Here is a 26,881-nt window from a genome sequence, read left to right as displayed (position 1 = left end):
TGCCCGTGCCCGTGCCCGCGCTGTCGAACAGCGCTCCGGCCCCTCGCACGGGGGGCCGGGCCTCCGGGGGAAGATCAGAGGACGAAGGCCGGGCTGCCGTTCTCGGTCACCATCGGGCGCCCGGCTCCGTCCCAGGCGAGCATCCCGCCGTCGATGTTCACCGCGTCGAAGCCCTGCTGGACCAGGTACTGCGTGACCTGCGCCGACCGGCCGCCGACCCGGCACATCACATAGGCCCGGCCGCGCTCGGACAGGACCTCCGTGACCTCGCCGAAACGGGCCACGAAGTCGCTCATCGGCACGTGCACCGCGCCCTCGACGTGACCGGCGGCCCACTCGTTGTCCTCCCTGACGTCCAGCACCAGGGCATCGGCGGGCACGGATGCCACGTCCACCGAGGGCAGCGGGGAGACGTTCATGGGACTGACCTTCTCTCGTCGGAACCGCCGGGAGGCACCCGGACTCACGGAAAAACCTACTGCACGAGCCCGGACAGCTCGTTCTCCCGCTCGGAGACCTGTGCGAGCAGCTGCTCCGCGATCTCCTCCAGGAGCCGGTCCGGGTCGTCCGGCGCCATCCGCAGCATCGCGCCGATCGCGCTCTCCTCCAGCTCGCGCGCCAGCGCCGACAGCATGTCCTTGCGCTCCGCCAGCCACTCCAGACGGGCGTAGAGCTCCTCGCTCTCGCTGAGCCGCTCCTCGGCCGGCGCCGGGCCGGCCTCCCACTCGGCGGACAGCTCCCGCAGCAGCGCCTCGTCCCCGCGGGCGTAGGCGGCGTTCACCCGCGTGATGAACTCCTCGCGCCGCTTCCGCTCGTCCTCCTCGCGGGCCAGGTCGGGATGGGCCTTGCGGGCCAGCTCGCGGTAGAGCCTGCGGGCCTCCTCGCCGGGCCGGACCCGCTTCGGCGGCTGCACCGGACGGCCGGTGAGCATCGCCGCCGCCTCGGGGGAGAGGCCGTCGGTGTCGGCCCAGTCGTGGAACAGTTCCTCCACCCCGGGCATCGGCAGGACCGCCGCCCGCGCCTCCCTCGCCCGTCGCAGGTCCTCCGCGTCACCGGTGCGGGCCGCCCGGGCCTCGGCGATCAGCGCTTCCAGCTCGTCGAGCCGCGCGTACATCGGACCGAGCTTCTGGTGGTGCAGCCGGGAGAAGTTCTCCACCTCGACCCGGAAGGTCTCGACGGCGATCTCGAACTCGATCAGCGCCTGCTCGGCCACCCGCACGGCACGTTCGAGCCGCGCCTCGGGCCGCTCGTCGGCCTCGGCTCCGGCTCCGGCTCCGGCTCCGGCTCCGGCTCCGGCTCCATCAACGGTGCCGGTGGCGGTACCGGCTTCGGCAGCCTCGCCGGCCCCCTCCCGCGGGACGGGACCGGCATCCGTCTCCGTGTGCGGCTGTGCGTCGGCCGGGCCGCCGGCCGCGTTCTCGACGCCGTCCTGGCCCTGGTCCACGTCGCTGTCCTCGTTCCGGGTCGTCACCCTCCCAGCGTAAGGGGGCGATGCGCCGCTCCCGGCCGGAAGTCAGACGCCGAGCTCGGCCGCCACCCGACCGGAACGGACGGCGGAGAGCAGGTCGGCGTGGTCGGCGGTGGTGCGGTCCGCGTACCGGACGGCGAAGGAGGCGACGGCCTCGTCCAGCTCCTCGTTCTTGCCGCAGTAGCCGGATATCAGGCGGGGGTCGGCGCTGTGGGCGTGGGCGCGGGCGAGCAGGGCCCCGGTCATCCGCCCGTAGTCGTCGATCCCGCCGGTGGTGAGCGCGGCGGGGTCGACGCTGCCCTTGCGGTTGCGGAACTGCCGCACCTGGAACGGGCGCCCTTCGACCGAGGTCCAGCCGAGCAGATGGTCGCTGACGACCTGCATCCGCTTCTGCCCGAGCACCACGCGCCTCCCCTCGTGGTCCGCGTCCTGCGCCGTGAAGCCCGCGGCCGGCAGGTGGGGCAGCAGGGCCGAGGGGCGGGCCTCCTTCACCTGGAGCACCAACGGCTCGCCCCGGTGGTCCAGGAGCAGCACGACGTAGGAGCGGGTGCCGACGCTGCCGGTCCCGACGACCCGGAAGGCCACGTCGTGGACGGCGTACCGCGCGAGGAGCGGCAGCCGGTCCTCGGACACGGTCTCCAGGTACGGCCCGAGGGACGCGGTGACCCGGGCCGCCTCTGCGTCCGGGACGCGGCGCAGCACCGGGGGAGCGTCGACGAACCTGCGGCCGCCTCCCTCGGCGTCCGCCACGGCCTCCGTCGACCGGGCGGCGAACCGGGCGCTGGTGTTGTTGCGCGCCTTGGCGGAGACCTTCTCCAGGGTGCCGACGAGGTCGTGGGCGTCGGCGTGGGAGACGAGTTCCTCGTCGGCGATCGCGTTCCAGGCGTCGTGGGCGGGAAGCCGGGCGAGCAGGCGCATGGTGCGCCGGTAGGCGCCGACGGTGTCGAAGGCGGCGGCCCGGCAGTCCTCCTCGCTCGCGCCGGTTTCCCGGCCGGCGAGGACGAGGGAGGTGGCGAGCCGCTTGAGGTCCCATTCCCAGGGGCCGACGACGGTCTCGTCGAAGTCGTTGAGGTCCATGACGAGCCGGCCGCGGACGTCCCCGTAGAGACCGAAGTTGGCCGCGTGCGCGTCGCCGCATATCTGGGCCGCGATCCCGGTGACCGGGGTTCCGACGAGGTCCTGGGCCATCAGCCCGGCGGATCCGCGCAGGAAGGCGAAGGGGCTCGCCGCCATCCTGCCCACCCGTATCGGCGTCAGTTCCGGGACCCGGCCGAGGTTCGACTCCTCGACAGCGCGTACGGCGTCCGGACGGCCGGCGGGAAGGCCCTGCCGGTCGTGCGAGGAGCGGGGCACCCGCTCGCGCAGTTTCCTGCCCCGCGCCCCGGGAGAGACCTCGGTCCCCGCGACCGGTCGGCGCGCGAACCCCGGCACGTACGGGATGCGCTCCTCGCCGGGCATCCCGTACGACGGCCTGCCCGTCGTCCCGTACGGTGCTCCGTCCGTACCCCGTTGTTCCGGCACGACGGTCCTGATCACGTCCATGGGACGTCCTCCCCCGATGCGATGTCCACCATCGTTCGGCCCGACGCTACCCCCGCGACCGGCCGGCCGCCTCCCCTGTGGACAGCCCCTGTGGACAAGTCCTCAGACCGCGACGGCCTCCTCCATCTCCTCCTCGGCCTCCTCGTCGGAGCCGGTCCCGGCCGTGGTCCCGGCCCCGGTCTTCTCCGCGTGTCCGGCGGTCGGCGCCCCGGCGGCTTCCTTCGCCCGACGGGACTCCGTGAGACCGGCGAGGACGACGAGAGCGACACCGGCGAGGAGCCAGAGGGCGAGGACGAGGATGTTCCCGCCGAGCGCGTGGCCGCCGAAGTACACGTGGGAACGCACGCCCTCGACGAAGCCGGCGCCGTTCCAGAAGGCGTGCAGGGCGCCGAAGAAGCCGGGCTGGAGCTCGGGCCGGTAGATGCCGCCGGAGCTCGTGAAGTTGAGCATGACGAAGAGCACCATCACACCGAGCGTGGTCCAGCGGCGCAGGAAGGTGTGCAGGCCGATGCCGACCATCAGGATGCCCGCCGCGTACAGCCAGGACATCGCCCACACCCCGCCGAGTCCCCGGTCGACCAGGTGGAAGACCGGTCCGGCGAAGACGGTGCCGATCAGGCTGACGACGAGGGACATCCCGGCGGCGAGGAGGGCCCTGATCCGCATGGGCAGGGCGGCTCCGGCGCCGCCGATGACGGCGACCGAGGCGTACGCGCCGATGCTGAGGGCGACGAGGAGGAAGAAGACCCCCTGGCCGGTGGGGTCGCCGGAGGCGGTGGGGGCGACGTCGGTGACCTTCAGGGGCGCGTCCTGCGCGGCGGCGACCTTGGTGAACACCTTCTCGACCGCCATGGCGCTGGTGTCGGAGGAGCCGGAGGCGACGAGGAGTTCGGGCTTCTCGCCGGGGAGGTAGGCGCCGAAGCTGTGCTGCTCGCGCAGCGCGGTGACGGCGCTCTCCCGGTCGGCGACGGTGCGGACGTCGAGGGCGCCCGCTCCCTTGTCCTGGAGGGTCTGGGCGAGGACCTGGGTGGTGGGGCCGGAGCCGACGACGTCGACGCGCAGGTCGTGGGGCTCGGGGGAGTGGAAGGCGCCGAGGTAGGCGAGACCCATGCCGATGCACATCAGCAGGGGGGTGAGCAGATGTCCGAGGACGTGCTTCAACGCACCCTTGGTGTTCGGTCCTGAGGACACCGAGACCTCCATGGTTGGCTTTTACAACTAGAGAACCGTTGTACTATACAACTGAAAGGCCGCAGTGGGCGAACGGAGCCCGCACGACGACGAGGGAGCCCCCATGACCGGCGGCGCGCAACCACCCCGCGAAGCGTCCCTGGACGTCATTCAGCGGGAACTGACGGCCTTCGCCCGCCGGGCCCGCGCCGCCGCGGCCCGGATCCACCCCGAGATTCCGCTCGTCTCCTACACGCTCCTCGCCCACATCGAGGAGCGGCGCGGCTGCCGCGCCACCGATCTCGCGGCCCACTACCTGCTGGACAAGTCGACGGTCAGCCGCCAGGTCGCCGGTCTGGAGAAGCTGGGCCTCGTCGAGCGCCGTCCCGCCCCCGACGACCACCGCGTACAGGTCCTCCACGCCACGGAGGCTGGCGCGGAGATCCTCTCCTCGGCCCGGACGAACCGCCACGCCGCCTATCAGGAACGACTCAGCGACTGGTCGGCCGAGGACCTGGCCCGCTTCGCCACGTACCTGCTCCGTTACAACGGCACCGATCACAGCGGCCCCGACCGCGACGGCGCCGGTCACAGCGACACCGGAACGAGCCGTCCCCCGGGTCACCCCTCACACTGAAGAGCCCGCCCCGGACGCCGCCCGGTCTCCGGGCTCCCTACAGTCCCGCGTCCCGGGCCAGCAGGGCCGCCTGGACCCGGTTCTCGCAGTCCAGTTTGGCCAGGATGCGGCTCACGTACGTCTTCACCGTGCCCTCGCTCATGTGCAGCCGCTTCCCCGCGTCCGCGTTGGAGAGCCCTTCCCCGAGCAGCGCGAGGACATCCCGCTCCTTGTCGCTCAACGCCGCCACCCGTCCCCGCGCCTCTTCGGCGCGGGCCGCCTCCCGTCCCGTGGCGAGTCGCTCGACCACATGGCGGGTCGCCGCCGGGGACAGGTACGCGTCTCCCGCCGCGGCCGCCCGCACCGCTGCGATCAGTTCCGCCGGCGCCGTGTCCTTGAGCAGGAAACCCGCGCCTCCGTGTTCGAGCGCCCGCAGCACGTTCTCCCGCTCGCCGAAGGTCGTCAGGACGACGACCCGGGCCGCGGGCACCGCCCGCCGCAGTTCCGGAAGTGCCGAGAGGCCGTCGAGGACCGGCATCTGGATGTCGAGCAGCACCACGTCGGCGGCGTGCGCCCGCGCCGCCTCCACCGCGGCCCGTCCGTCGGCCGCCTCCCCGACGACCTCGATCTCCGGGTCGGAGGTGAGGATCATGCGAATCCCGGCCCTGATCAGCGGTTCGTCGTCGGCGATCACGACCCTGATGGGCTGCCCTGCCACAGCTACTCCCCCACGGCTCCGGTACGAACGGCCGGCGCTACCTCTGCTCGACCGTGTACGACTTCTTCTCGATCAGCTTGCCGTCCCTGAAGCAGAACCGGAAAACGGGCTCCTCGTCGAAGCTCTCCCCCAGTTCCGAGGACATCAGCACCAGGCAGTCGGCCCCCTGCGGCCGCGCGGGCCCCGAATCCCCCAGGCCCGCCGTGGCTATCGTCTCGCCCGACGGCAGCCGATCCCGGACCTCCCGCTCGTCCGCTCCGACCCGCACCGCTTCGTACTCGGCGGGATCGATCATCCCGTCCTTCAGCGAACCCACCAGGAAGTAGAGGACGAAGCCGCCCGCCACCACGAGCAGGACGATCGCCGCGAACGCGATCCCGCAACCGAGCGCGATCGTCCCGCCCGTACTCCTGCGCCCGCCCCCGCGCATCGCCATCGCCAGCTCCCGCTCCGTGAAGGTCCAGTCGGCCGGTCCGGCCACGACCGGACGACCATCCCCCGCCAGCGGCTTCGTGGTCTGCTGCCGGAAGTCGTCGGCCGCATCGACCAAAGGCACTGCCTCCGCGACCGGTGCCGTCCCGTACGGCAGCATCCCGGCCACCCGGAATCCGCCGCCGTCGGCGGGGCCCGCGTGGCACATGCCGCCCACCAGGCGGGCCCGCTCGACGAGTCCGGTCAGCCCCTGCCCGCCGCTCACCACGTCCTGCGCGGGGCCGTCCACCGGCTCCCCGTTGACGACCTCCACCACGAAGGTGTCCGGCTCGTACCGCAGCTCGACGCCGATCGGCGACCCCGGCGCGTACTTGTAGGCGTTGGTCAGAGCTTCCTGCACGATCCTGTACGCGGCGTGGTCGGCCGCCGGTGCGAGCGACCGCTCCTCCCCCGTCCGTCGCAGCGCGACCTCGGTCCCCGCCGCCCGGGCCGCCGCCACGAGTCCCTCGATGCCGGCGATGCCCCGGGCCGCCCGCCCCGCCTCGTCCCCGGCCCGCCCGGGCACCGCGGTGGGCCCGCCCGCCGCCGCGGTCCCGTCGCGGAGTATCCCGACGACCTCCCGCAGCTCGTGCATCGCCGTCACCGACGCGTTCCGCAGGACGCCGACCACTTCGCGCTGGCGCTCACCCAGCTCCCGGTCCACCTCCAGGGCGCCCGTGTGCACGGCGATCAGTGCCAACTGGTGCCCGAGGCTGTCGTGCATGTCCTGGGCGATCCGCTGCCGCTCCCGCAGCCGCGCCTGCCAGACCACCATGGCCCGCTCGCGCAGCAGTTGGGCGTTGCGCTCCTGGAGCGCGTGCAGCAGGGTCCGCCGCTGGGTCCAGTAGCGGTGGGCGAGCCCGGGGGCCAGGGTGGTCGCCAGGTAGTAGAGCGTCCCCATGAAGGCGACCGTGAGCAGACGCTGCTGGTCCCAGGTCTCCAGGAGCGTTCCCCCGACGTCGAGGACGTAGGCGGCGATGAACGCCGCCAGCGCCCGGCCGGCCCCCTCGACGTACCGCCCGGCCGACCAGCCGACCACGAGCAGCAACGGCCCGAACCCGGCAACGAAGGGGGCGAGGGCCGCCGTCAGGACGAGCACGCTCACGGGCAGCCGGCGCCGCAGCAACGACAGCACGGCGGCGCCGACGGCGACCCCGGCGAGCCGCCACCCCTCACCGCCCAGCAGTTCCTCGGTCCCCGCGCCCAGCAGCCCCACGACCACGGCGAGGGCCACTTCTCCGGTGGTCCTGCGCCCCGACCACTGCCCGGGCACGGCGAACCAGGCCCACCCCGCGGCGAGTACGGCACCGATCCCGTACGCGCTCCGGCTTCCCGACTTCGACATGGCGTCCACGCTCGCACCCTAGGTACGGCCCCCGCCCCCGGCCTTCCCTCTTTCGTCTCGCCCGTCCACGACGAAGGTCGCGCCCCTCGCCGCGGGGGCTCCGGCGAGCCGTCCGTCCCTCTCTCCGAACTGCCGCCGGAGGAGGGCGCGTTCTCTGTGGAGTACCTCACACCGGAAGGCGGGCGGAGGGCGGACGCCGTACGGTCTCGGGCCGCACCCGGAACCGAAAAAGCAGAGAAGGTCGGCACCGTCCTACGGTGCCGACCTTCTCCTGTGTACTGCTGGAGCGATGCTCCTGGTGCGCGAGGGGGGAGTTGAACCCCCACGCCCTTTCGGGCACTGGAACCTGAATCCAGCGCGTCTGCCTATTCCGCCACCCGCGCATTGGGTGTGCTCCGGGCTCTCTCACTTGCGGTGCGAGCGCCTGGCGACATCAGAAGATTAGCACGTCGCCAGCCTTGGATTCACATCCGTTGTTTCGGCACCGCTCGTGGAGACCAGGGTCAGGGAGTGACAGAAGGGCGGTCGGGGGTAGGGCGCGGCGGAGGAGCGCCGAAGAGGAGGGGAAGCAGGCAGCAGGAGCGGGAAACGGGCGAGAGCGGAGAGCGGGAAACAGGTAGGAGCGGGGAGCGGGAGAAGGTGGGAGCGGGGGGCAGGGGAAAGAGGGGAAAGGAGAGGGCCGCAGCAGGGGAGAAGGGAAGAAGGGGAGGGAAGGAGAGCGGGAGGAACGGAAGGCGGAGAGGGAGAGAGCGGGAGGAACGGGGACGGACCGCCCGGACCCCGGACCGAACCCGCGCTTCCGCGGCCGGGTGCGGGACACTGTCCACAGGCCGCCTCTACGATCCCGTGGGGCAACCTGTGAGAGGTGACACTCGTCCACAGGGCAGAGAAGGGGAACCAGCCGATTTCCCGACGCGTGGATACGATCAGTGAGCAGTACCAGGACGACAACGACGGAGGAGGTGCCCCATGGGAGTCCTGAAGCGTTTCGAGCAGCGTCTCGAAGGTCTGGTCAACGGCACCTTCGCCAAGGTCTTCAAGTCCGAGGTCCAGCCCGTCGAGATCGCCGGCGCGCTCCAGCGCGAGTGCGACAACAACGCGACGATCTGGAACCGCGAGCGGACGGTCGTCCCCAACGACTTCATCGTGGAGCTGAGCACGCCCGACTACGAGCGTCTCAGCCCCTACTCCGGGCAGCTCGGCGACGAGCTCGCCGGCCTGGTCAGGGAGTACGCGAAGCAGCAGCGGTACACCTTCATGGGGCCGATCAAGGTCCATCTGGAGAAGGCCGAGGACCTCGACACCGGCCTCTACCGCGTCCGCAGCCGCACCCTGGCGTCGAGCACGTCGCAGCCCCAGCCGCCCAGCGGGCAGCAGGGCCGTGACGGCTACGGGTACCCCCCGGCCGGTGCTCCGCCCATGCCGGCCTCGCCGCCTCCCGGCGCTCCCGGCCACCGGCCGCCGTCCGGCGGTCGCCCCGGGGCCGTCCCCGGCCCCGGAACCCATGCCGGCGCGGGCTCGCAGACGCGCCACTGGATCGAGATCAACGGCACCCGCCACCAGATCTCCCGCCCGACCCTGGTCCTCGGCCGCAGCACCGACGCGGACGTGAGGATCGACGATCCCGGCGTGTCCCGCCGGCACTGCGAGATCCGGACCGGAACGCCCTCGACGATCCAGGATCTCGGGTCCACCAACGGCATCGTGGTGGACGGGCAGCACACCACCCGCGCTACGCTCCGCGACGGCTCGCGGATCGTCGTGGGCAGTACCACCATCGTTTACCGGCAAGCCGAAGGGTGAAGCGGGGGCAATGTCAGAGCTGACCCTTACGGTCATGCGGTTGGGTTTCCTGGCCGTTCTGTGGCTGTTCGTCATCGTGGCCGTGCAGGTCATCCGCAGCGACCTCTTCGGTACGCGGGTGACCCAGCGCGGTTCGCGACGCCAGGAAACACGGCCCCAGCAGGCCGCACGCCAGAACGCCGCGCCTCCGCAGCAGCGCGGGCAGCAGACCGCGCCGGGCGGTCGCCAGCGCCGCGGTGCCCCGACCAAGCTGGTCGTCTCCGAGGGCACGCTCACCGGCACGACCGTCGCGCTCCAGGGCCAGACGATCACGCTGGGCCGGGCGCACGATTCGACGATCGTCCTGGACGACGACTACGCCTCCAGCCGACACGCCCGGATCTACCCCGACCGGGACGGCCAGTGGATCGTCGAGGACCTCGGGTCCACCAACGGGACGTACCTCGACCGGACCCGTCTCACCACCGCCACGCCGGTTCCGCTGGGCGCGCCGATCCGCATCGGCAAGACCGTCATCGAGCTGCGGAAGTAGTGGCTGCATCATGAAGAGGCGCGAGCGGAGCGAGCGGGCCGGGACGGCCCCCGGTGTGGGACGTGCCGCGCTCCCGACCGGAGCGACTGAAGCGACCGGAGCGACCGGAGGGTGGGCAGTGTGGGTCGAGACCGGCTGTACCCCGATGCAGCGGCGACAGGGCAGGTGCGCATGACACTGTCCCTGCGATTCGCCGCGGGCTCGCACAAGGGCATGATCCGCGAGGGCAACGAGGACTCCGGTTACGCCGGTCCCCGGCTGCTCGCCATCGCCGACGGCATGGGCGGCCAGGCCGCCGGCGAGGTCGCCTCCTCCGAGGTGATCTCGACCCTCGTCACGCTCGACGACGACGTCCCCGGCTCCGACATCCTCACCTCGCTCGGTACGGCGGTGCAGCGCGCCAACGACCAGCTCAGGATGATGGTCGAGGAGGACCCGCAGCTGGAGGGCATGGGCACCACGCTCACCGCCCTGCTGTGGACCGGCCGGCGGCTCGGCCTGGTGCACGTCGGCGACTCGCGCGCCTACCTGCTCCGGGACGGCCTGCTGACCCAGATCACCCAGGACCACACCTGGGTCCAGCGGCTCGTGGACGAGGGCCGGATCACCGAGGAAGAGGCCACCACCCACCCGCAGCGCTCGCTCCTCATGCGCGCGCTCGGCAGCGGCGACCACGTCGAACCCGATCTCTCCATCCGCGAGGTCCGGGCCGGCGACCGCTACCTGATCTGCTCCGACGGTCTCTCCGGCGTGGTCTCGCACCAGACCCTCGAAGACACCCTCGCCAGCTACCAGGGCCCGCAGGAGACCGTGCAGGAGCTGATCCAGCTCGCGCTGCGCGGCGGCGGACCCGACAACATCACGGTGATCGTCGCCGACGTCCTCGACGTCGACGGCGGTGACACGCTCGCCGGCCACCTCCACGACACCCCGGTCATCGTGGGCGCGGTCGCCGAGAACCAGACCCAGCTGAACGACGGCGGGGCCATGCAGACCCCGGCCGGCCGCGCCTCCGGGCTCGGCCGCCCCGCGCCGCACCAGCAGCCCCCGGCCGGCGGCTTCGGTCCGCCCGGCAGCGGCGACGGAGACGGTTACGGCGGGATGCCCCCCCAGGGTTCCTTCGAGTCGTACACGGACGACGACTTCGTCAAGCCGCGCAAGGGCCGCACGTGGCTCAAGCGCTCCTTCTTCCTGGTCCTGGCCCTCGCCGTCGTCGGCGGTGGGCTCTACGGCGGCTGGCGCTGGACGCAGACGCAGTACTTCGTGGGTTCCAAGGACCAGCACGTGGCGCTGTACCAGGGGATCAGCCAGAACCTGGCGTGGGTCTCGCTGTCGAAGCTGGAGAAGGACCACCCCGAGATCGAACTCAAGTACCTCCCCGCCTACCAGCGGAAGCAGGTCGAGGACACGATCGCGGGCGGCAGCCTCGGCAAGGCCGAGACCAAGATCGCCGAGCTTTCCTTGCAGGCGTCCGCCTGCAAGAAGACCGAGCAGCGCCGCGCCGCCGCCGAGAAGGCGGCCGACCTGGCGAGCAAGCCGCCGGTCCCGAAGCCCGGTGCCACCGCCACCCCCGTCCCCAAGCCCACCACAGCCGCTCCCTCCCCCGGTCCCACCCTCACCGGGGAGGAGCAGAAGCTGGCCTCGAACTGCGGCAAGCAGTAAGCACCCGTAGGGGGCCTGTCACCACCATGAGCGTTGTCACCAACACGACCACCATCGGCGCCATCGAGGCGCCGAGCCGCCGCAACACCGAGCTGGCGCTGCTCGCGTTCGCCGTCGTCATCCCGGTGTTCGCGTACCTCAACGTGGGTCTGGCCATCGACGGCAAGGTCCCGGCCGGCATGCTCGGGTACGGCCTCGGCCTCGCCCTCCTCGCGGGCGTCGCGCACCTGGTGGTGCGGAAGTGGGCCCCCTACGCCGACCCGCTGCTGCTGCCCCTCGCCACCCTGCTCAACGGCATGGGCCTGGTGCTGATCTGGCGGCTCGACCAGTCGCCGCGGCTGATCGCCACCTCGATGCGGCTGTACAAGAGCTTCAGCCCGGACGCCCCGAGCCAGATGATGTACTCCGCGATCGGCATCGCCATGTTCGTGGGCGTGCTGCTGCTGCTCAAGGACCACCGGGTCCTCCAGCGCTACACGTACATCTCCATGGTGGTCGCCCTCGTCCTGCTGCTGCTGCCGCTCGTGCCGGGCCTCGGCACGGACAGCTTCGGCGCCAAGATCTGGATCCGGGTGGGCGGCTTCTCGATCCAGCCCGGCGAGTTCGCCAAGCTGGTCCTGGCGGTGTTCTTCTCCGGCTACCTGATGGTGAAGCGGGACGCGCTGGCCCTGGCCAGCCGCCGCTTCATGGGGCTCTACCTGCCGCGCGGCCGCGACCTCGGCCCGATCCTGACGATCTGGGCGGTCAGCCTCCTCATCCTGGTCTTCGAGAACGACCTCGGCACCTCGCTGCTGTTCTTCGGCATGTTCGTGATCATGCTGTACGTGGCGACCGAGCGGACGAGCTGGATCGTCATGGGTCTGTTGATGGCGGCGGGCGGCGCGGTCGCCGTGAGTTCCTTCGCCAGCCACGTCCAGTCCCGCGTGGCAGCCTGGCTCGACCCCTTCGAGTGCCTGAAGACGGCGCCCGCGGGCTCCAACATGGCGTACGCCTGTGACCAGATGACCCAGGTGCTGATGTCCTTCGGTTCCGGCGGCATCCTCGGCACCGGTCTCGGCCAGGGCAACTCCGACCTCATCGGCTTCGCGGCCAACTCCGACTTCATCTTCGCGACCGTCGGCGAGGAACTCGGCCTCACGGGTGTGATGGTCTTCCTGCTCCTCTACGGGCTGATCGTCGAGCGCGGCATCCGCACCTCCCTCGCCGCCCGTGATCCCTTCGGCAAGCTGCTCGCGATGGGCCTCTCCGGGGCTTTCGCACTCCAGATCTTCGTCGTCGCCGGCGGTGTCCTGGGGCTCATTCCGCTCACCGGCATGACCATGCCGTTCCTCGCGTACGGCGGTTCCTCCGTGATCGCCAACTGGGCCCTGATCGGCATCCTGATCCGGATCAGCGACACCGCGCGCCGCCCCGCGCCCGCGCCCGCCCCGTCCCCCGACGCCGAGATGACCCAGGTGGTCCGCCCGTGAACAAGCCGCTGCGACGGGTCGCGATCTTCTGCGGCCTCCTCGTCCTCGCCCTGCTCGTGCGGGACAACTGGGTGCAGTTCGTCCGTGCCGACGAACTGAACTCGCACGCCAAGAACACCCGCGTCCGGATCGAGCGGTACGCCAACGAGCGCGGCAACATCATCGTCGACGGCAAGCCGATCACCGGCTCCGTCGACTCCAAGGACGAGTACTACAAGTTCAAGCGCACCTACGTCGACGGCCCCATGTGGGCCCCGGTCACCGGCTACGCCTCGCAGGCGTACGACGCCAGCCAGATCGAGAAGATCGAGGACGGCATCCTCACCGGCAACGACGACCGGCTGTTCTTCGACCGCACGCTCTCCATGTTCACCGGCGAGAAGAAGAAGGGCGGCGACGTCGTCACCACCCTGAGCGGCGCCGCGCAGAAGGCCGCCTTCGAGGGCCTCGGCAAGAAGACCGGCGCGGTCGTCGCCATCGAGCCGAAGACCGGCAAGATCCTCGCGATGGCGTCCACTCCCTCGTACGACCCCTCCTCCTTCGCCGGTTACTCCCGCACGGACGAGAAGGCGTGGGTGGCGCTGAAGGACGACAAGAACAAGCCCATGCAGAACCGGGCGCTGCGCGAGATCTACCCGCCCGGCTCCGTCTTCAAGGTCGTGACCGCCGCCGCCGCCCTCGAGAACGGCAAGGTCGGCGACATCAACGCGCCGACCGACACCCCCGAGGGCTGGAAGATCCCCCTCTCCACCAAGGAGATGGTCAACCACGCCCAGGGGTGTGCGAACGCCAGCCTGAACAGGGCGCTGGAGATCTCCTGCAACTCGGTCTTCGCGAAGCTCGGCGACGACGTCGGCCGCGACAAGATGGTCGAGATGGCCGAGAAGTTCGGCTTCAACGCCGAGCAGTACACGCCGGTCCGCGCCTCCGCCTCCGTCTACGACAAGAAGGCCGACCGCGGCGGCAACGCGCTCTCCTCCATCGGCCAGTTCAACACCGCGACCACCCCGCTCCAGATGGCGATGGTCACGGCGGCGATCGCCAACGACGGCAAGCTGATGAAGCCGTACATGATCGACGAGCTGCGCGCCCCCAACGTCGACGTGATCAAGAAGACCGAGCCCGAGGAGCTGAGCCGTCCGGTCTCGCAGGAGACCGCCCAGAAGCTCCAGCAGATGATGGAGAACGTCGTCACCCGCGGCACCGGCGGCAACGCCGACGTGAAGATGGACGGCGTGAAGGTCGGCGGCAAGACGGGTACGGCCCAGCACGGCGAGAAGAACGCCAAGCGTCCCTACGCCTGGTTCATCTCGTACGCGAAGACCGCCGAGGGCTCCCCGGTCGCGGTGGCCGTCATCGTCGAGGACTCCCAGGGCACCGACCGCGAGGACATCAGCGGTGGCGGTCTGGCCGCCCCGATCGCGAAGGCCGTCATGAAGGCGGTCCTGAAGACCCGGAGCTGATTCCCGGGTCGGGTGCGCGCCAGGTACCGGTCGGGTATCGGCTGCCGACCCCGGGCAGAGCGCCTGCCCGGGGCCGGTAGCGTATGCGCGGACAGCACACACCGCCGGACCACCCATGGGTGCGGTCGGGACAGACGGAGAGGGCTGGATTAGCTATGGAAGAGCCGCGTCGCCTCGGCGGCCGGTACGAGCTGGGCTCGGTGCTCGGCCGTGGTGGCATGGCCGAGGTCTACCTCGCCCAGGACACCCGGCTCGGCCGCACCGTCGCCGTGAAGACGCTGCGGGCCGACCTGGCCCGCGACCCGTCCTTCCAGGCCCGGTTCCGCCGTGAGGCACAGTCCGCCGCCTCGCTGAACCACCCGGCGATCGTCGCGGTCTACGACACCGGGGAGGACTACGTCGACGGGGTCTCCATCCCGTACATCGTGATGGAGTACGTCGACGGATCGACCCTGCGCGAGCTGCTGCACTCCGGGCGCAAGCTGCTGCCCGAGCGCACCCTCGAAATGACGGTCGGCATCCTCCAGGCGCTGGAGTACTCGCACCGCGCCGGCATCGTCCACCGCGACATCAAGCCGGCGAACGTCATGCTGACGCGCACCGGCCAGGTCAAGGTCATGGACTTCGGCATCGCGCGCGCCATGGGCGACGCGGGCATGACCATGACGCAGACCGCCGCGGTGATCGGGACGGCCCAGTACCTCTCCCCGGAGCAGGCCAAGGGTGAGCAGGTCGACGCCCGCTCCGACCTGTACTCCACCGGCTGCCTCCTCTACGAACTCCTCACCGTCCGCCCGCCGTTCATCGGTGACTCCCCGGTCGCGGTCGCGTACCAGCACGTGCGCGAGGAGCCGCAGCCGCCGAGCAACTTCGATCCCGAGATCACGCCCGAGATGGACGCCATCGTCCTCAAGGCGCTGGTCAAGGACCCCGACTACCGCTACCAGTCCGCCGACGAGATGCGCGCGGACATCGAGGCGTGCCTCGACGGGCAGCCGGTCGCGGCCGTCGCCGCCATGGGCATGGCGGGAACGCCCGCGTACGGCGGCGGGTACGGCTATCCGCCCGAGGACCAGCCGACCACCGCCCTGCGCCAGACCGACCCGGCCGGCCAGACCTCCATGCTGCCTCCGGTCAATCCGAACGACGGCGGATACGGCTACGACGACCGCCCGGACCGGCGCCGCGGCGGCCAGAAGAAGTCGAACACCTCGACGATCCTGCTGGTCGTCGCGGGTGTCCTGGTGCTCATCGGAGCGATCTTCATCGGTGTGTCGCTCACAGGCAAGAAGGAAGGTCCGCAGCGGGTCACGGTCCCGCAGATGGTCGGCCTGACGCTGGCGAACGCGGAGAACCTCGCGATCAACGCGAAGGTGAAGGTCCAGCAGGCCGGCACCGAGCGGTGCGACCAGCCCAAGAACACCATCTGCCGCCAGAACCCGGTCGCGGACAACGTCGCGCAGATGGAGGCCGACGGCACGATCCAGGTCTTCCTCTCCGAGGGCGCTCCGCTCCAGGAGGTCCCGGACGTCCAGGAGCAGTCCCAGGCGCGTGCCGAGGAGAGCCTGAAGAACAAGGGCTTCAAGGTCAAGGTCGAGCAGGAGGAGTCGGACGAGGAGCCGGGCACGGTCCTGCGGCAGAACCCCCAGGGCAACACCAAGGCCGAGAAGAACTCCGAAGTGACCATCGTCGTCGCGAAGAAGAAGCTGAGCACGGTTCCCCGGGTCGTCGGCAACCCGCGCGCGCAGGCCGAGGAGCAGCTGAAGCAGCTCGGCTTCACCGTGGTCACCGAGGAGGTCGACTCCGACAAGCCCAAGGACGAGGTCCTGGAGCAGACCCCGCAGGGCGACACCTCCGTCGCCCAGGGCTCCGAGGTCCGGCTCAAGGTCTCCAAGGGCCCGCAGCAGGTCCAGGTCCAGATCCCGGCCGACATCGGCGGCAAGAAGTTCAAGGACGTCAAGCAGCAGCTCGAGGGCATGGGCCTGTCCGTCACCCAGCAGGGGTCGGACAAGGAGGACGCCCTCGTGGTCAACTCGAATCCGCAGGCGGGTTCGATGGTCAACACCGGGAGCTCCGTCACCCTCTTCACCCTGGGCGGCGGGAACCCCGACGGCGGCAGGCCCGGCGACGACGGAAACGGCGACAGCGGTCGCGACAACGGCATCGGCGGCTGGTTCGGCTGACCGGCGGTCCCGTACGCGGGAGGGCCCCGGCATCCAGGACGGATGCCGGGGCCCTCCCGCGTACGGGGCGGGGTGTGCGTCTCAGCGCAGCTCCGCCGGGGGCGTGCGGTCGTGGTCGACCTTCTCCGTGCGCTCCAGTTCGCCCCAGACGATGTACCGGCGGTCCGAGGTGTACATGGGCGTGCAGGTGGTCAGCGTGATGTAGCGGCCCGGCCGGCTCTTGCCCGACTCCTTCGGCACGGGCCGGAGGACGTCCACGTTGTACTTCGTGGTCTCGGGGAGGGTCTTGTAGACCTTGTAGACGTACCAGGTGTCCTTGGACTCGAAGACGATCGCGTCGCCGGTCTTCATCTTGTGGATGTTGTGGAACTTGGCGCCGTGCCCGTCCCGGTGCGCGGCCAGCGTGAAGTTGCCCTGCTTCTCCTGCGGGAAGGCGGCCGGGAACGGGTCGGTGTAGTAGCCGGCGACGCCGTTGTTGAGGACGGACGGGTCGGTGCCCCGCTTCACCAGGATCTCGTCCCCGCCCATCGCCGGGACGTGCAGGAAGCCGATGCCGTCCCGGGTGTCGAGTGCGCCGGGAGCGTCGTCGGCCCAGTGGTCGCGGACCTGGGCGCCGTCCTTGTCCGCGGCGCGGTCGGCGAGGACGTTGGTCCACCACAGCGAGTAGACGACGAAGAGGCCGAGCACCAGGCCCCCCGTGATGAGGAGTTCGCCGAAGAGGCTGATGAGTCCGGCGATCCGGTTGCGCGCGCGTGCCACTAGGTCGTCCTGTCGTCCCGTCCGGAGGTGTGGGGGCTCAGCCTACGAGCGCTTCCGGCTTCCCCTTGCTGCGCGGGCGCTCCTCGACGAGCCTGCCCCACACGATCATGCGGTACGTGCTGGTGAATTCGGGCGTGCAGGTGGTCAGGGTGATGTACCGGCCGGGACCGGTGAAGCCGGATCCCTTCGGGACGGGCTCGATCACGGACACGTTCGAGGGCGGGGTCTGCGGCAGGATGCTCGCCATCTCGTAGGTGTAGTACGTGTTCCGGGTCTCGACGACGATCGGGTCGCCGGGCTTCAGGCGGTTGACGTACCGGAAGGGCTCGCCGTGCGTGTTGCGGTGGCCGGCGACGGCGAAGTTGCCCTGCTTGTCGGAGGGCATGGCCGTTTTGAGCGGGCCCTCGGAGTAGTGGCCGACCATGCCCTTGTCGAGCACCTTCGCCTTGTCGATGCCCTCGGCGATGGGGACGACGACGTCCAGCTTGGGGATGTACATGATGGCGAAGCCCTCTCCGGGCTCGAACGCCTCCGGCTTGTTCTCGTCCTTCCGCTCCTTGGACCAGGTGTCCGCGATCCGTTCCTTGACCTGGTCGGTCTCCTGGCCGGCGAGGACGTTCGTCCACCACAGCTGGTAGGTGACGAAGAGCAGCATGACGACGCCGAGGGTGATGAAGAGCTCTCCCACGATCCGGCTGGCGACGACGCCGACACCGTCCTTGGCCTCGCGGGCCGCCCGCCGTGCCTCGGTACGGGTGAGGGGCGCGGCCGGCCGCGCGGCGGCACCCGTCCCGGCGGCGGTCGGCGCGCCCCGGCGGCCCTTGGCCCGGCCGCCCTTGGCGGCGCGGCGGCGTTCGGCCCGGCCGGGGCCGGGAAGCTGTTCGGCGACCGGCCCGGAGTCCGGTTCCGGGGGGGCCTCGACGGCCTCCAGGACCATCGTTCCGGCCGGGTCGTGCGCCGGGGGCTCCTCGTCGGCGCCGCGGGCCCCGCGGGAAGGCCCGTAGGGGGCCTCCTGAGGGGTCGCCCCGCGGGCGCCGGACTGTTCGTACGGGTACGGGTCGGCCGGCGCGTAGGAACCGGCCTGGGCGTACGGGCCGGGTGCCCCGTACGCGTCGGCCGGTCCGTACGGGCCGGCCGGAGCGTAGGAACCGGGCCGGGCGTGCCCACCGGGGTGGGCGTAGGGGTCGGTCCGCTCGTGGTGGCCGGCCTGGGCGTACGGGTCGGCCTGGGCGTACGGCTCGGCCTGCGCGTGGGAACCTGCCGGTGCGTACGGGTCCGCGGGCGCGGAGGAGTACGGATCGGCCGGGGGGTAGGGGCCGGCGGCCGGCTGCGGTCCGGAAGCGGCGTACGGGTCGGCCGTCGCGTACGGGTCGGCGGGCGCGTACCCGTCCTCGGGTGCCGGCCGTTGTTCCGGCTCGTGCTCGTCCCTGAACCACGGCGAACCCGTCGTCATGCGACGGCCTTGCCCACCACCGGTGCGAGCCCCGCCGACCGGCCGACCGCCTCCGTGTCCCCGCACTCCTCCAGCCAGTTGGCGAGCATGCGGTGGCCGTGCTCCGTGAGGACGGACTCGGGGTGGAACTGAACCCCTTCGACGGGGAGTTCGCGGTGACGGAGGCCCATGATGATGCCGTCCCCGGTCCGGGCGGTGACCTCCAGCTCGGCGGGGAGGGCGGTGGGCTCGGCGGCCAGCGAGTGGTAACGGGTCGCGGTGAACGGCGAGGGCAGCCCCGCGAAGACGCCCCGCCCCTCGTGCGTGACGGGCGAGGTCTTGCCGTGCAGCAGCTCGGGCGCGCGGCCGACGACGCCGCCGTACGCCACGGCCATCGACTGCATGCCGAGGCAGACGCCGAAGACGGGCACGCCGGTGCCGGCGCAGTGCCGGACCATGTCGACGCAGACCCCGGCCTGCTCGGGCGCGCCGGGCCCGGGCGAGAGGAGGACGCCGTCGAAGCCGTCCTGGGCGTGGCCCGGCTCGACCTCGTCGTTGCGGAGCACTTCGCATTCGGCGCCGAGTTGGTAGAGGTACTGGACGAGGTTGAAGACGAAGCTGTCGTAGTTGTCGACGACGAGAATGCGCGCGCTCACTGGCCGTCCACCGTCACATCGTTGAACGGAAGCAGCGGCTCCGCCCAGGGGAACACGTACTGGAAGAGGACGTAGACGATCGCGAGGACCAGTGTGATCGAAATCAGCGCCCGCACCCACGCGTTGCCCGGCAGATGGCGCCAGATCCAGCCGTACATGACGTCGACCGTCCCTTCCGTTCGTTACGGGGACCAGAGTACGGGGCGGGGGAGGCACGGGGGGATCGCTGTCCGAAGCCTGTGGACGGCCACCGGCCGGACCGCCGGTCAGTCCACCGGCTTCGCGTGGTGGAGGTCCACGGTTCCCGCGTACCCGGGGAGGGTCACCGCCCCGTGCTCGTCCACCTTCCAGCCGAGCCCGTACGCCTTGACGTACAGCCGGTAGTTCTGGACCGCCGGGGAGTCGGCCAGCGCCCGGCCCAGCTTCTTCCGGTCACCCACGGCGGTGATCCGGTACGGCGGCGAGTAGACGCGGCCCTGGAGGATCAGCGTGTTGCCGACGCAGCGCACGGCGCTGGTGGAGATGAGCCGCTGGTCCATGACCCGGATGCCCTCGGCGCCGCCCTGCCAGAGGGCGTTCACGACGGCCTGGAGGTCCTGCTGGTGGATGACGAGGTCGTTGGCCTGCGGTTCCGGGTAACCGGGGGCCGCGTGGGCGTTCGGCGGGGCGTCGTCCAGGGTGACGGTGAGGCCGGAGCCGGAGACCTCGTTGGTGCCCGCGGCCGTTTCGAGCGCTTCGAGCTTCTCGTCCTCCGCGCGCGTGGAGCCGTCGTCGCGGGCGGCGAGGGAGTCGACCCGGGAGCGGAGGGCGGCGGTGGTCTCGTCCAGGCCCGCGTTCTTGTGGCTGCGCTCCTCGATGAGGTCGGAGAGCTTGAGGAGGGAGGTGTCCGTGCGGAGGTTGGTGCCCCGGGCGGTGTTGAAGCTGGTGACGAAGATCAGCCCGGCGAGGGCGAAAACGGCAAGGGTGAGCAGCCGGACGGGGCGCCACCTCGCGGTGCGGCCCGGCCCTTCGGGAGAGTCGGCGGAATTGCTCAACGTACCCTGATCCCCTTCGGTGCCGCGGAACCACTACGCTAACGGACGCCCGGGGGACGCAGTCGTCCTCCTTCGCCCCATCCCGGCGCCAGCCACAGTTCCCTGCGCGGTCACGCAGCGCATCGACAGGAGAGTCCCTCGTGCCGAAGTCACGTATCCGCAAGAAGGCCGACTTCACGCCTCCGCCCGCCAAGCAGGCCACCAGCATCAAGCTGACCAACCGCAGCTGGGTGGCGCCGGTGATGCTGGCCCTGTTCGCCATCGGTCTGGTGTGGATCGTCATCTTCTACGTCACCGACGGTTCCATGCCGATCGAGTCGATCAGGAACTGGAACATCGTGGTGGGCTTCGGGTTCATCGCCGCCGGTTTCGGCGTCTCCACACAGTGGAAGTAGCGGCGGTCCAGCACCTCCACCGGTCACCCGTCAAGCTCTCCCCCCAGTTTATCCACAGCGTTGTGCACAGCACTGGATAACTTAAGAAGATCTGTGGATAACTTGCGCGAGGTTGACGCCGGTATGACCGCGCATCCTCTCCACAGAACCCGACGCACCCCTCACCTCCCTGGAGAAACACCAGGTCAGAGGCGAGGGGTGCGTGCGTTCTCCACGGAACGGGAACAGTCCGCCACACACTGTGGATAACTCTGGGGAAAGCTTGTCCTCCAGCTCGTCCACAGCCTGTTGCGCTCAGGTGAGCGCGGCCGAACGGGCCAGCACGATCCCCAGGTCGATCAGGAACAGCAGTCCACAGGCCGTGCCCTGCACGAGGGCCCGGCGGGACCGGGGCGCGTGCACCAGCGCGTACGTCACCAGGGCACCGCCGACCAGGCCGCCGATGTGGGCCTCCCAGGAGATCCCCGGCCGGGTGAAGGTCAGCAGCAGGGACAGCGCCACGAAGAGGACGACCGGGCGCATGTCGTGCCGCCGGCGGCGGGCGAGGACGACCCAGGCGCCGATCAGTCCGAACACGATCCCGGAGGCGCCGAGCGAGAACTGGTTCTGCGGCGAGAGCAGATAGGCGAGCACCGAGCCGGAGAGTCCGGAGAGCAGGACCAGGGCCGCGTACCTGACCCGGCCCAGCTCGGGTTCGACGATCCCGCCGATCACCCACAGGCCCAGCATGTTGAAGAGGAAGTGCGGGATCTCCTGGTGGAGGAAGGCGGAGGTCAGCAGCCGGTACCACTCGCCGTCCGCGACCCCGGCGAGTTCACCGGTCGGGAGGTACGCGTACCCGATGAGGGCGAGGTCGTCCACGAGCCGGTCGCCCACCGCCTGGACGGCGAGGAAGAGCGCCAGGTTGACCGCGATGACGATCTTGGTGACGAGGCGTCCGTCCACGGCCATCCGGCCGCCCGCGAGCGTCCGGGGGTGCTGGGCGTCCGGAGCGTGACCCGTCCCCGAACCGCCGCGCACGCAGTCGGGGCACTGGAAGCCGACCGAGGCGGAGGTCATGCACCGGGGACAGACCGGCGTGTCGCAGCGGGCGCAGCGAATGCCGGTCTCGGTCTCCGGATGACGGGGGCAGTGCGGCAGGCCCGACTGCGGTTCCATGGGAGGTTCCCGTCCCTTCCGCCTCAGCGCTTCTCGATCACCACGGACTCGACGACCACGTCCTGGAGCGGCCGGTCGGTGTGCGGGTCGGTCGCGGTCGCGGCGATCGCGTCCACGACCTTCCGGCTCTCCTTGTCCACGACCTCTCCGAAGATGGTGTGCTTGCGGTTGAGCCAGGTCGCGGGGGCGACGGTGACGAAGAACTGCGATCCGTTGGTCCCCGGGCCGGCGTTGGCCATGGCCAGCAGGTAGGGGCGGTCGAAGAAGAGTTCGGGGTGGAGCTCGTCGGCGAACGCGTACCCGGGGTCGCCGGTGCCGTCCCCCAGCGGGTCGCCGCCCTGGATCATGAAGTCCTTGATGACCCGGTGGAAAACGGTCCCGTCGTAGAGCCGGTCCTTGGAGACCGCGCCGGTGGCGGGGTGCGTCCACTCGCGCTCGCCCGTCGCGAGCTCGACGAAGTTCCGGACCGTCTTCGGCGCGTGGAACGGCATCAGCCGCACCTCGATGTCGCCCAGGTTCGTCTTGAGGATCGCGTACAGCTGCTCGGCCACGGTCGTCTTCCGTCCACATCGGGTCGCGTCATGTCATGACTGTCTCTGGCGCGTCCGATCCTCGCATGCCCCGGATGCCCGCCCCACATGCCGGAGCCCGGACCCGGAGGCATGATTCCGAAGAGGATGGATAGGCGAAAACCTGACATCGCCACCGAGGAGGAGGAATCCCGTGACCCGCATGGACAGCGTGCGCGCCGCCACAGGTTCGGCGAAGGAGAGTGTCCTGCACGCCGCCGACGCGGTGGCGCCCTACGCCGAGACGGCCAGGGACCACGCCACGCACTACGCGCACGAGGCGCGGGAACTGCTCGCGCCCACACTCACGAAGGCCGCCAAGCAGGCCAAGTCGCAGTACGCCTCCCACGTCGCGCCGCGCGTGCCGCCGCGGGTCGACGCGGCCGCGCAGCGGGCGGCGGTCAAGACCCGTCAGGTCGCCCGGCAGGCGGCCGAGTACACCGCTCCGCGCATCGAGAGCGCGGTCGCCGCGACCGGCCCCGCGCTCGAGGAGGCCGGGGCGCGTTCCACCGCGGCCTGGGCCGCGCTGCGCGGTCAGGTGACGCCGAAGGAGATCCAGAAGCTCCTCAAGAAGCAGCGTCGCCGGGCCAGGGCGGGGCGTTTCGCCAAGGGGCTCGCCGTCGCCGGCGTCCTGGCCGGGGGCGTGTTCGCCGCCTGGAAGTGGTGGGACAAGCAGTCCAACCCGGACTGGCTGATCGAACCGCCCGCGCCCACCGAGGTGGAGGAGAGCGGTGTGCTGACGTCCGTCGACGGCAGTGTCTCCGTCCTCGACCCCGAGGTGGAGGCCAAGGAGACCGAGGCCGCCGCCGATGCCGCGGCCGCGGAGGCCGCGGCGGCCGAGATCGCGGAGGCGGAGGCCGCCGAGCGCGACAAGGACCGCTGACGGGGCGGAGTCTCCGTCGAGAGGTTGCGCAGGAGTCCTGCCGGGAAGTCCGGTCGGGGCTCCTTCGCCTTTTCCGGGGCGGGGGCAGTGGGTCTTCGCGGGGCCCGGTGCGGGTTTCCTCCGGGGCCCGGTACGGGTCTTCCGCCGGGGGCCGCGACGGAACGCCTGTCGAGGGAGCCGAGGGGCCGCCTGAGGGGCTCGACGGGTTTCTTCGTCGGTGCCGGTCCGGAACGGTCGGGGGTCGGCCGGTGGTTCGGCCGGAGGGCGAGTAAGGGTTCGGCTGGGAGTCGGCCGGTGGTTCGGCCGGAGGGCGAATGAGGGTTCGGTCGGGTGTGACAGAAAGTGATCAACCCGTCATGGCCCGGTGATCGGTCGGAGCCTTTCCCGGAAGCTCCACCGGCTTTTCGCCGGGAGCACTGCCGGAAGTGCCGACCCGCCGGAAACACCGGGGATTTCCGCCGCGCTCTTCGTCCGGGAGTCCCGCCGGGAAGTCCGTCGGGCCTTTCCGGTTCCTTTCACGGTCTTCTCCACCAGGAATGCCGGCCGGGATGTGCGCCGGTGGTGACGAGTCCCGTGTGCGGACACGAAGGGGGAAACGCGTCCCGGTCCTCCGCGCCCTACGCTCCCGCCGCGAGTGCCAGTTCCGTCAGCGCGACCGGGTCGACCTCGGTGGCGGCGGGGGCCGAGGAGCGCTGCCGGGCGGCGGGAGAGGAACCGTGGGCCTCGGCGGCGATGCGCTGCTTGATGGTGGGCGGCAGGGAGCGGTCGCCCGCGAGCGGCCACCGGTGCCGCACCCGCTGGGCCGGTACGGAGGCGTGGGTGCGCTCTGCGGCGGGGACGGACACGGCGGGGGCCGTCGGCTCCTCGGGCTGCTGGACGACCGGCTGCCGGGCCGCGGCGGCGGTGCCCGCCAGGCCGGCGGAGGCGAGAAGGGCGAAGAGGACCGAGATGAAGGCGGTCCAGAACTGCTTGACCTTGGCGGTGGCCATGATTCCTCGCTTCTGTGACGTTCCCGGATGGTTCATCCCGAGTTGCGCGCTTCACTCGGCTTCCTCATGATGTGTCCGCGCCTCGCGTTGTCGCGGACCGACGCCCCCGCCGCGCAGTTCTTCCGATGAACACCATCCATACGGAGCAGAAGAAGAGGCGGTTTCCTCGTACGGCGTGTACGGAGGCGGCGCGGACCGGGCCCGTCCCGGCGGTCCCGCCCGGCCCGGCCACCGCCCGGGAACGGAACGCGAAACAGCCCTCCCCGCCGTGTTTCCACGGCGGGGAGGGCTGTTCGAGAAGTGGAGCCTAGGGGAGTCGAACCCCTGACATCTGCCATGCAAAGACAGCGCTCTACCAACTGAGCTAAGGCCCCGGAACGGGAACAGCGTACCGGGTCACCCCCCATGTCCGGCAAAAAGATGGGGACTCCCGGTCCACGACCACTCTCCGTAAGATGTCGCCCAGGTTCGCAGTGGTGAACCGCAGGGATGGGGAGAAGTGATGGACGCAGCGCAGCAGGAAGCCACGGCCAGAGCCAGAGAGCTTCAGCGCAGTTGGTACGGGGAGCCGCTGGGGGCCCTCTTCCGCCGCCTGATCGACGATCTCGGCCTCAACCAGGCCAGGCTCGCGGCCGTCCTCGGCCTCTCCGCTCCCATGCTGTCCCAGCTGATGAGCGGTCAGCGGGCCAAGATCGGCAACCCGGCCGTCGTCCAGCGCGTCCAGGCCCTCCAGGAGCTGGCCGTGCAGGTCGCCGACGGCAGCGTCAGCGCCGCCGAGGCGTCCGGCCGGATGGACCAGATCAAGAAGTCGCAGGGCGGCTCCGTCCTCACCGGCTCGGGCCAGACGGCCACCGGCTCCGGCGCCCCGACCGTGCGCCGGGTCGTCCGCGAGATCCAGTCCCTGCTGCGCTCCGTCGCGGCCGCCGGCGACATCATCGAAGCCGCCGATTCCCTCGCCCCGGCCCATCCCGAACTGGCAGAGTTCCTCCGGGTGTACGGCGCGGGGCGCACCGCGGACGCGGTCGCCCACTACGAGTCGCACCAGAACTGACCCGGTCCCGGCAGCCGGCCGGCATCCGGAGGGACGACGCGACGGGGAGCGGGCACAGCGCGATGGGTGAGGTCTTCGCCGGACGGTACGAGCTGGTCGACCCGATCGGGCGGGGCGGGGCGGGCGCGGTGTGGCGGGCCTGGGACCACCGGCGCCGTCGTTACGTGGCGGCCAAGGTGCTCCTGCAGAGCGACGCCCACACGCTGCTCCGCTTCGTCCGCGAGCAGGCGCTGCGGATAGACCACCCGCACGTCCTGGCCCCGGCCAGCTGGGCCGCCGACGACGACAAGGTCCTCTTCACCATGGACCTGGTGGCCGGCGGCTCGCTGGCCCACGTCCTCGGGGACTACGGCCCGCTGCCGCCCCGCTTCGTCTGCGTCCTGCTCGACCAGCTGCTCTCGGCCCTCGCGGCGGTCCACGCCGAGGGGGTCGTCCACCGGGACATCAAGCCGGCCAACATCCTCCTCGACGCCACCGGCACCGGACGTCCGCATCTGCGCCTCTCGGACTTCGGCATCGCCATGCGCAAGGGCGAGCCCCGGCTCACGGAGACCGACTACGTCGTGGGGACGCCCGGCTACTTCGCCCCCGAACAGCTCCTCGGCGCCGAACCCGACTTCCCCTCGGACCTGTTCGCCACCGGCCTGGTCGCGCTCTACCTCCTCCAGGGCCGCAAGCCGGACTTCCGGGCCCTGGTCGAGGACTTCGTCGCCCACGGCACCCCGAGCGCTCCCGAGGGCGTCCCGGAGCCCCTGTGGCAGGTGCTCGCGGGGCTGCTCCGGCCCGACCCGCAGTCCCGCTTCCGTACGGCCACGGGGGCGCGCAAGGCGCTGGGCGCCGCCGTCGAACTGCTCCCCGACCCCGACCCCGCCGAGGAGCCGGTCGAGATCTTCGACCAACTCGGCCCCCTCCCACCGGGCTTCGGGCCCGCAGGCCCCGAGAGACCCGTCCGCTCCGGGGGATCCACGGGTTTCACGAACTCCCCGACTCCCGCCGCCTCCGCCCGTGCCGAGGGCCCCTCGGCTCCCGAAAGCCTCCCGGGGCACACGAGCCCCACGGGCCCCGGGCACCCCACCGGCCCCGAAACCCCCGCCGCTCCCGTCCCGGCCCCGGAGCCGGCCACTCCGCCGGCTCCTGGCCCTTCCGGGACGGGAAGCTTCCTCCTGCCCCCACCGGCCACGCCTCCGGCCCCCGCCCCGGCCATGCGCCCGGCGTCCGCTCCCGCGCCCGCCTTCGGCCCGGCTCCCCCCGTCTCCTCACCGTACGAACAGCCCCCCGCCTCCCCGTACAGCGGCCCTCCGTACACCGCGTACCCGGCCCAGAGCCCCGCCCCGCTCCCGGGCTTCACGCCCTCCCCGGGCTTCGGGCCGCCCGTGTCCGTCCCCGCGCGCCGGCCGGGACCGCCCCCGAAGGTGGCGGTCCCGGTGCTCCTGCTCGCGCTGGTCTGCCTCGCGGTCGGCTTCTGGGCCCTCGCCCAGGTCTGAGGGCGGGGCACCGCGCACGGGGCACGAAC

General features: G+C 71.2%; 25 protein-coding genes and 2 tRNA genes. 11 read left to right on the top strand and 16 right to left on the bottom strand.

Features of this window, described 5'->3' with window-relative positions; all coding sequences use genetic code 11:
* Positions 1 to 74: 74 nt before the first annotated feature.
* The 4 genes from ACZ6AQ_RS23065 to ACZ6AQ_RS23050 form a co-directional block, all read right to left on the bottom strand.
* A complete protein-coding gene (locus ACZ6AQ_RS23065) occupies positions 75 to 419 on the bottom strand; it encodes a rhodanese-like domain-containing protein (protein WP_388695048.1) in 345 nt (114 codons plus the stop codon).
* Between the two features lie 56 nt (positions 420 to 475).
* The gene (locus ACZ6AQ_RS23060; protein WP_468761844.1) at positions 476 to 1,471 is read right to left on the bottom strand and encodes a hypothetical protein; all 996 of its coding nucleotides are present in this window, start codon (positions 1,469 to 1,471) and stop codon (positions 476 to 478) included.
* Positions 1,472 to 1,513: 42 nt separating this feature from the next.
* The gene (locus ACZ6AQ_RS23055) at positions 1,514 to 3,010 is read right to left on the bottom strand and encodes a DUF2252 domain-containing protein (protein WP_468761842.1); all 1,497 of its coding nucleotides are present in this window, start codon (positions 3,008 to 3,010) and stop codon (positions 1,514 to 1,516) included.
* A 102-nt stretch (positions 3,011 to 3,112) separates the two neighbouring features.
* Positions 3,113 to 4,213, bottom strand: a complete 1,101-nt coding sequence (locus tag ACZ6AQ_RS23050; protein ID WP_468761840.1) for an ABC-2 transporter permease — start codon at positions 4,211 to 4,213, stop codon at positions 3,113 to 3,115.
* A 91-nt stretch (positions 4,214 to 4,304) separates the two neighbouring features.
* On the opposite strand from ACZ6AQ_RS23050, the gene ACZ6AQ_RS23045 reads away from it, so the two are divergent.
* Positions 4,305 to 4,817: a MarR family winged helix-turn-helix transcriptional regulator gene (locus ACZ6AQ_RS23045; RefSeq protein WP_468761838.1), complete on the top strand. Its 513-nt coding sequence runs from the start codon at positions 4,305 to 4,307 to the stop codon at positions 4,815 to 4,817.
* 37 nt (positions 4,818 to 4,854) lie between these two features.
* On the opposite strand, the gene ACZ6AQ_RS23040 is transcribed toward ACZ6AQ_RS23045, so the two are convergent.
* The 3 genes from ACZ6AQ_RS23040 to ACZ6AQ_RS23030 all read right to left on the bottom strand — a co-directional run bounded on the left by ACZ6AQ_RS23040 (position 4,855) and on the right by ACZ6AQ_RS23030 (position 7,713).
* Entirely contained in the window at positions 4,855 to 5,514 is a 660-nt protein-coding gene (locus ACZ6AQ_RS23040) for a response regulator transcription factor (protein WP_388695058.1), read from the bottom strand.
* 37 nt (positions 5,515 to 5,551) lie between these two features.
* The gene (locus ACZ6AQ_RS23035; RefSeq protein ID WP_468761908.1) at positions 5,552 to 7,330 is read right to left on the bottom strand and encodes a sensor histidine kinase; all 1,779 of its coding nucleotides are present in this window, start codon (positions 7,328 to 7,330) and stop codon (positions 5,552 to 5,554) included.
* A gap of 296 nt (positions 7,331 to 7,626) precedes the next feature.
* Positions 7,627 to 7,713 (bottom strand) — tRNA-Leu (locus tag ACZ6AQ_RS23030).
* Positions 7,714 to 8,299: 586 nt separating this feature from the next.
* Here ACZ6AQ_RS23030 and ACZ6AQ_RS23025 point away from each other — a divergent pair.
* The 6 genes from ACZ6AQ_RS23025 to pknB all read left to right on the top strand — a co-directional run bounded on the left by ACZ6AQ_RS23025 (position 8,300) and on the right by pknB (position 16,442).
* Entirely contained in the window at positions 8,300 to 9,133 is an 834-nt protein-coding gene (locus tag ACZ6AQ_RS23025; RefSeq protein WP_468761836.1) for an FhaA domain-containing protein, read from the top strand.
* Between the two features lie 10 nt (positions 9,134 to 9,143).
* The gene (locus ACZ6AQ_RS23020; RefSeq protein ID WP_468761834.1) at positions 9,144 to 9,665 is read left to right on the top strand and encodes an FHA domain-containing protein FhaB/FipA; all 522 of its coding nucleotides are present in this window, start codon (positions 9,144 to 9,146) and stop codon (positions 9,663 to 9,665) included.
* A gap of 171 nt (positions 9,666 to 9,836) precedes the next feature.
* The gene (locus tag ACZ6AQ_RS23015; protein WP_388695066.1) at positions 9,837 to 11,327 is read left to right on the top strand and encodes a Stp1/IreP family PP2C-type Ser/Thr phosphatase; all 1,491 of its coding nucleotides are present in this window, start codon (positions 9,837 to 9,839) and stop codon (positions 11,325 to 11,327) included.
* 26 nt (positions 11,328 to 11,353) lie between these two features.
* A complete protein-coding gene (locus ACZ6AQ_RS23010; RefSeq protein WP_356539583.1) occupies positions 11,354 to 12,796 on the top strand; it encodes an FtsW/RodA/SpoVE family cell cycle protein in 1,443 nt (480 codons plus the stop codon).
* Positions 12,793 to 14,259: a peptidoglycan D,D-transpeptidase FtsI family protein gene (locus ACZ6AQ_RS23005; protein ID WP_468761832.1), complete on the top strand. Its 1,467-nt coding sequence runs from the start codon at positions 12,793 to 12,795 to the stop codon at positions 14,257 to 14,259. The genes ACZ6AQ_RS23010 and ACZ6AQ_RS23005 overlap by 4 nt, the downstream gene beginning before the upstream one ends.
* A gap of 155 nt (positions 14,260 to 14,414) precedes the next feature.
* Positions 14,415 to 16,442, top strand: a complete 2,028-nt coding sequence (gene pknB, locus ACZ6AQ_RS23000) for a Stk1 family PASTA domain-containing Ser/Thr kinase (RefSeq protein WP_468761830.1) — start codon at positions 14,415 to 14,417, stop codon at positions 16,440 to 16,442.
* An 81-nt stretch (positions 16,443 to 16,523) separates the two neighbouring features.
* Here pknB and ACZ6AQ_RS22995 read toward each other — a convergent pair whose 3' ends face one another.
* From ACZ6AQ_RS22995 to ACZ6AQ_RS22975, 5 genes are all read right to left on the bottom strand, one after another.
* Entirely contained in the window at positions 16,524 to 17,201 is a 678-nt protein-coding gene (locus ACZ6AQ_RS22995) for a class E sortase (RefSeq protein WP_468761828.1), read from the bottom strand.
* A 37-nt stretch (positions 17,202 to 17,238) separates the two neighbouring features.
* A complete protein-coding gene (locus ACZ6AQ_RS22990; protein WP_468761826.1) occupies positions 17,239 to 18,654 on the bottom strand; it encodes a class E sortase in 1,416 nt (471 codons plus the stop codon).
* A complete protein-coding gene (locus ACZ6AQ_RS22985; protein WP_468761824.1) occupies positions 18,651 to 19,289 on the bottom strand; it encodes an aminodeoxychorismate/anthranilate synthase component II in 639 nt (212 codons plus the stop codon). The genes ACZ6AQ_RS22990 and ACZ6AQ_RS22985 overlap by 4 nt, the downstream gene beginning before the upstream one ends.
* Complete coding sequence (locus tag ACZ6AQ_RS22980; protein ID WP_388695081.1) at positions 19,286 to 19,447, bottom strand: hypothetical protein; 162 nt, start codon at positions 19,445 to 19,447, stop codon at positions 19,286 to 19,288. The genes ACZ6AQ_RS22985 and ACZ6AQ_RS22980 overlap by 4 nt, the downstream gene beginning before the upstream one ends.
* A 108-nt stretch (positions 19,448 to 19,555) precedes the next feature.
* Positions 19,556 to 20,323 carry a DUF881 domain-containing protein gene (locus tag ACZ6AQ_RS22975; RefSeq protein ID WP_468761822.1) on the bottom strand — a complete coding sequence of 256 codons (768 nt, stop codon included), beginning with the start codon at positions 20,321 to 20,323 and terminating at the stop codon, positions 19,556 to 19,558.
* A gap of 140 nt (positions 20,324 to 20,463) precedes the next feature.
* Here ACZ6AQ_RS22975 and crgA point away from each other — a divergent pair, with 140 nt between their 5' ends.
* Complete coding sequence (gene crgA, locus ACZ6AQ_RS22970) at positions 20,464 to 20,718, top strand: cell division protein CrgA (RefSeq protein WP_388695086.1); 255 nt, start codon at positions 20,464 to 20,466, stop codon at positions 20,716 to 20,718.
* A gap of 294 nt (positions 20,719 to 21,012) precedes the next feature.
* Here the strand turns inward: crgA and ACZ6AQ_RS22965 are convergent, their stop codons facing one another.
* Positions 21,013 to 21,876: a rhomboid family intramembrane serine protease gene (locus ACZ6AQ_RS22965; protein WP_468761820.1), complete on the bottom strand. Its 864-nt coding sequence runs from the start codon at positions 21,874 to 21,876 to the stop codon at positions 21,013 to 21,015.
* Between the two features lie 23 nt (positions 21,877 to 21,899).
* A complete protein-coding gene (locus tag ACZ6AQ_RS22960) occupies positions 21,900 to 22,427 on the bottom strand; it encodes a peptidylprolyl isomerase (RefSeq protein ID WP_388695091.1) in 528 nt (175 codons plus the stop codon).
* Positions 22,428 to 22,599: 172 nt separating this feature from the next.
* Between ACZ6AQ_RS22960 and ACZ6AQ_RS22955 the strand changes: the two genes are divergently transcribed.
* Positions 22,600 to 23,328: a DUF5324 family protein gene (locus tag ACZ6AQ_RS22955; RefSeq protein ID WP_388695094.1), complete on the top strand. Its 729-nt coding sequence runs from the start codon at positions 22,600 to 22,602 to the stop codon at positions 23,326 to 23,328.
* Positions 23,329 to 23,945: 617 nt separating this feature from the next.
* Here the strand turns inward: ACZ6AQ_RS22955 and ACZ6AQ_RS22950 are convergent.
* Both ACZ6AQ_RS22950 and ACZ6AQ_RS22945 read right to left on the bottom strand, forming a co-directional pair.
* The gene (locus ACZ6AQ_RS22950) at positions 23,946 to 24,317 is read right to left on the bottom strand and encodes a DUF6344 domain-containing protein (protein ID WP_468761818.1); all 372 of its coding nucleotides are present in this window, start codon (positions 24,315 to 24,317) and stop codon (positions 23,946 to 23,948) included.
* 301 nt (positions 24,318 to 24,618) lie between these two features.
* Positions 24,619 to 24,691, bottom strand: a tRNA-Ala gene (locus ACZ6AQ_RS22945).
* Between the two features lie 128 nt (positions 24,692 to 24,819).
* On the opposite strand from ACZ6AQ_RS22945, the gene ACZ6AQ_RS22940 reads away from it, so the two are divergent.
* Both ACZ6AQ_RS22940 and ACZ6AQ_RS22935 read left to right on the top strand, forming a co-directional pair.
* Complete coding sequence (locus ACZ6AQ_RS22940) at positions 24,820 to 25,368, top strand: helix-turn-helix domain-containing protein (RefSeq protein WP_468761816.1); 549 nt, start codon at positions 24,820 to 24,822, stop codon at positions 25,366 to 25,368.
* A gap of 62 nt (positions 25,369 to 25,430) precedes the next feature.
* Entirely contained in the window at positions 25,431 to 26,852 is a 1,422-nt protein-coding gene (locus ACZ6AQ_RS22935) for a serine/threonine-protein kinase (RefSeq protein ID WP_468761814.1), read from the top strand.
* Positions 26,853 to 26,881 lie beyond the last annotated feature (29 nt).

It is taken from the genome of Streptomyces sp. NPDC041191, assembly GCF_055591945.1.
This window is presented reverse-complemented; position numbering and strand designations above follow the sequence as displayed.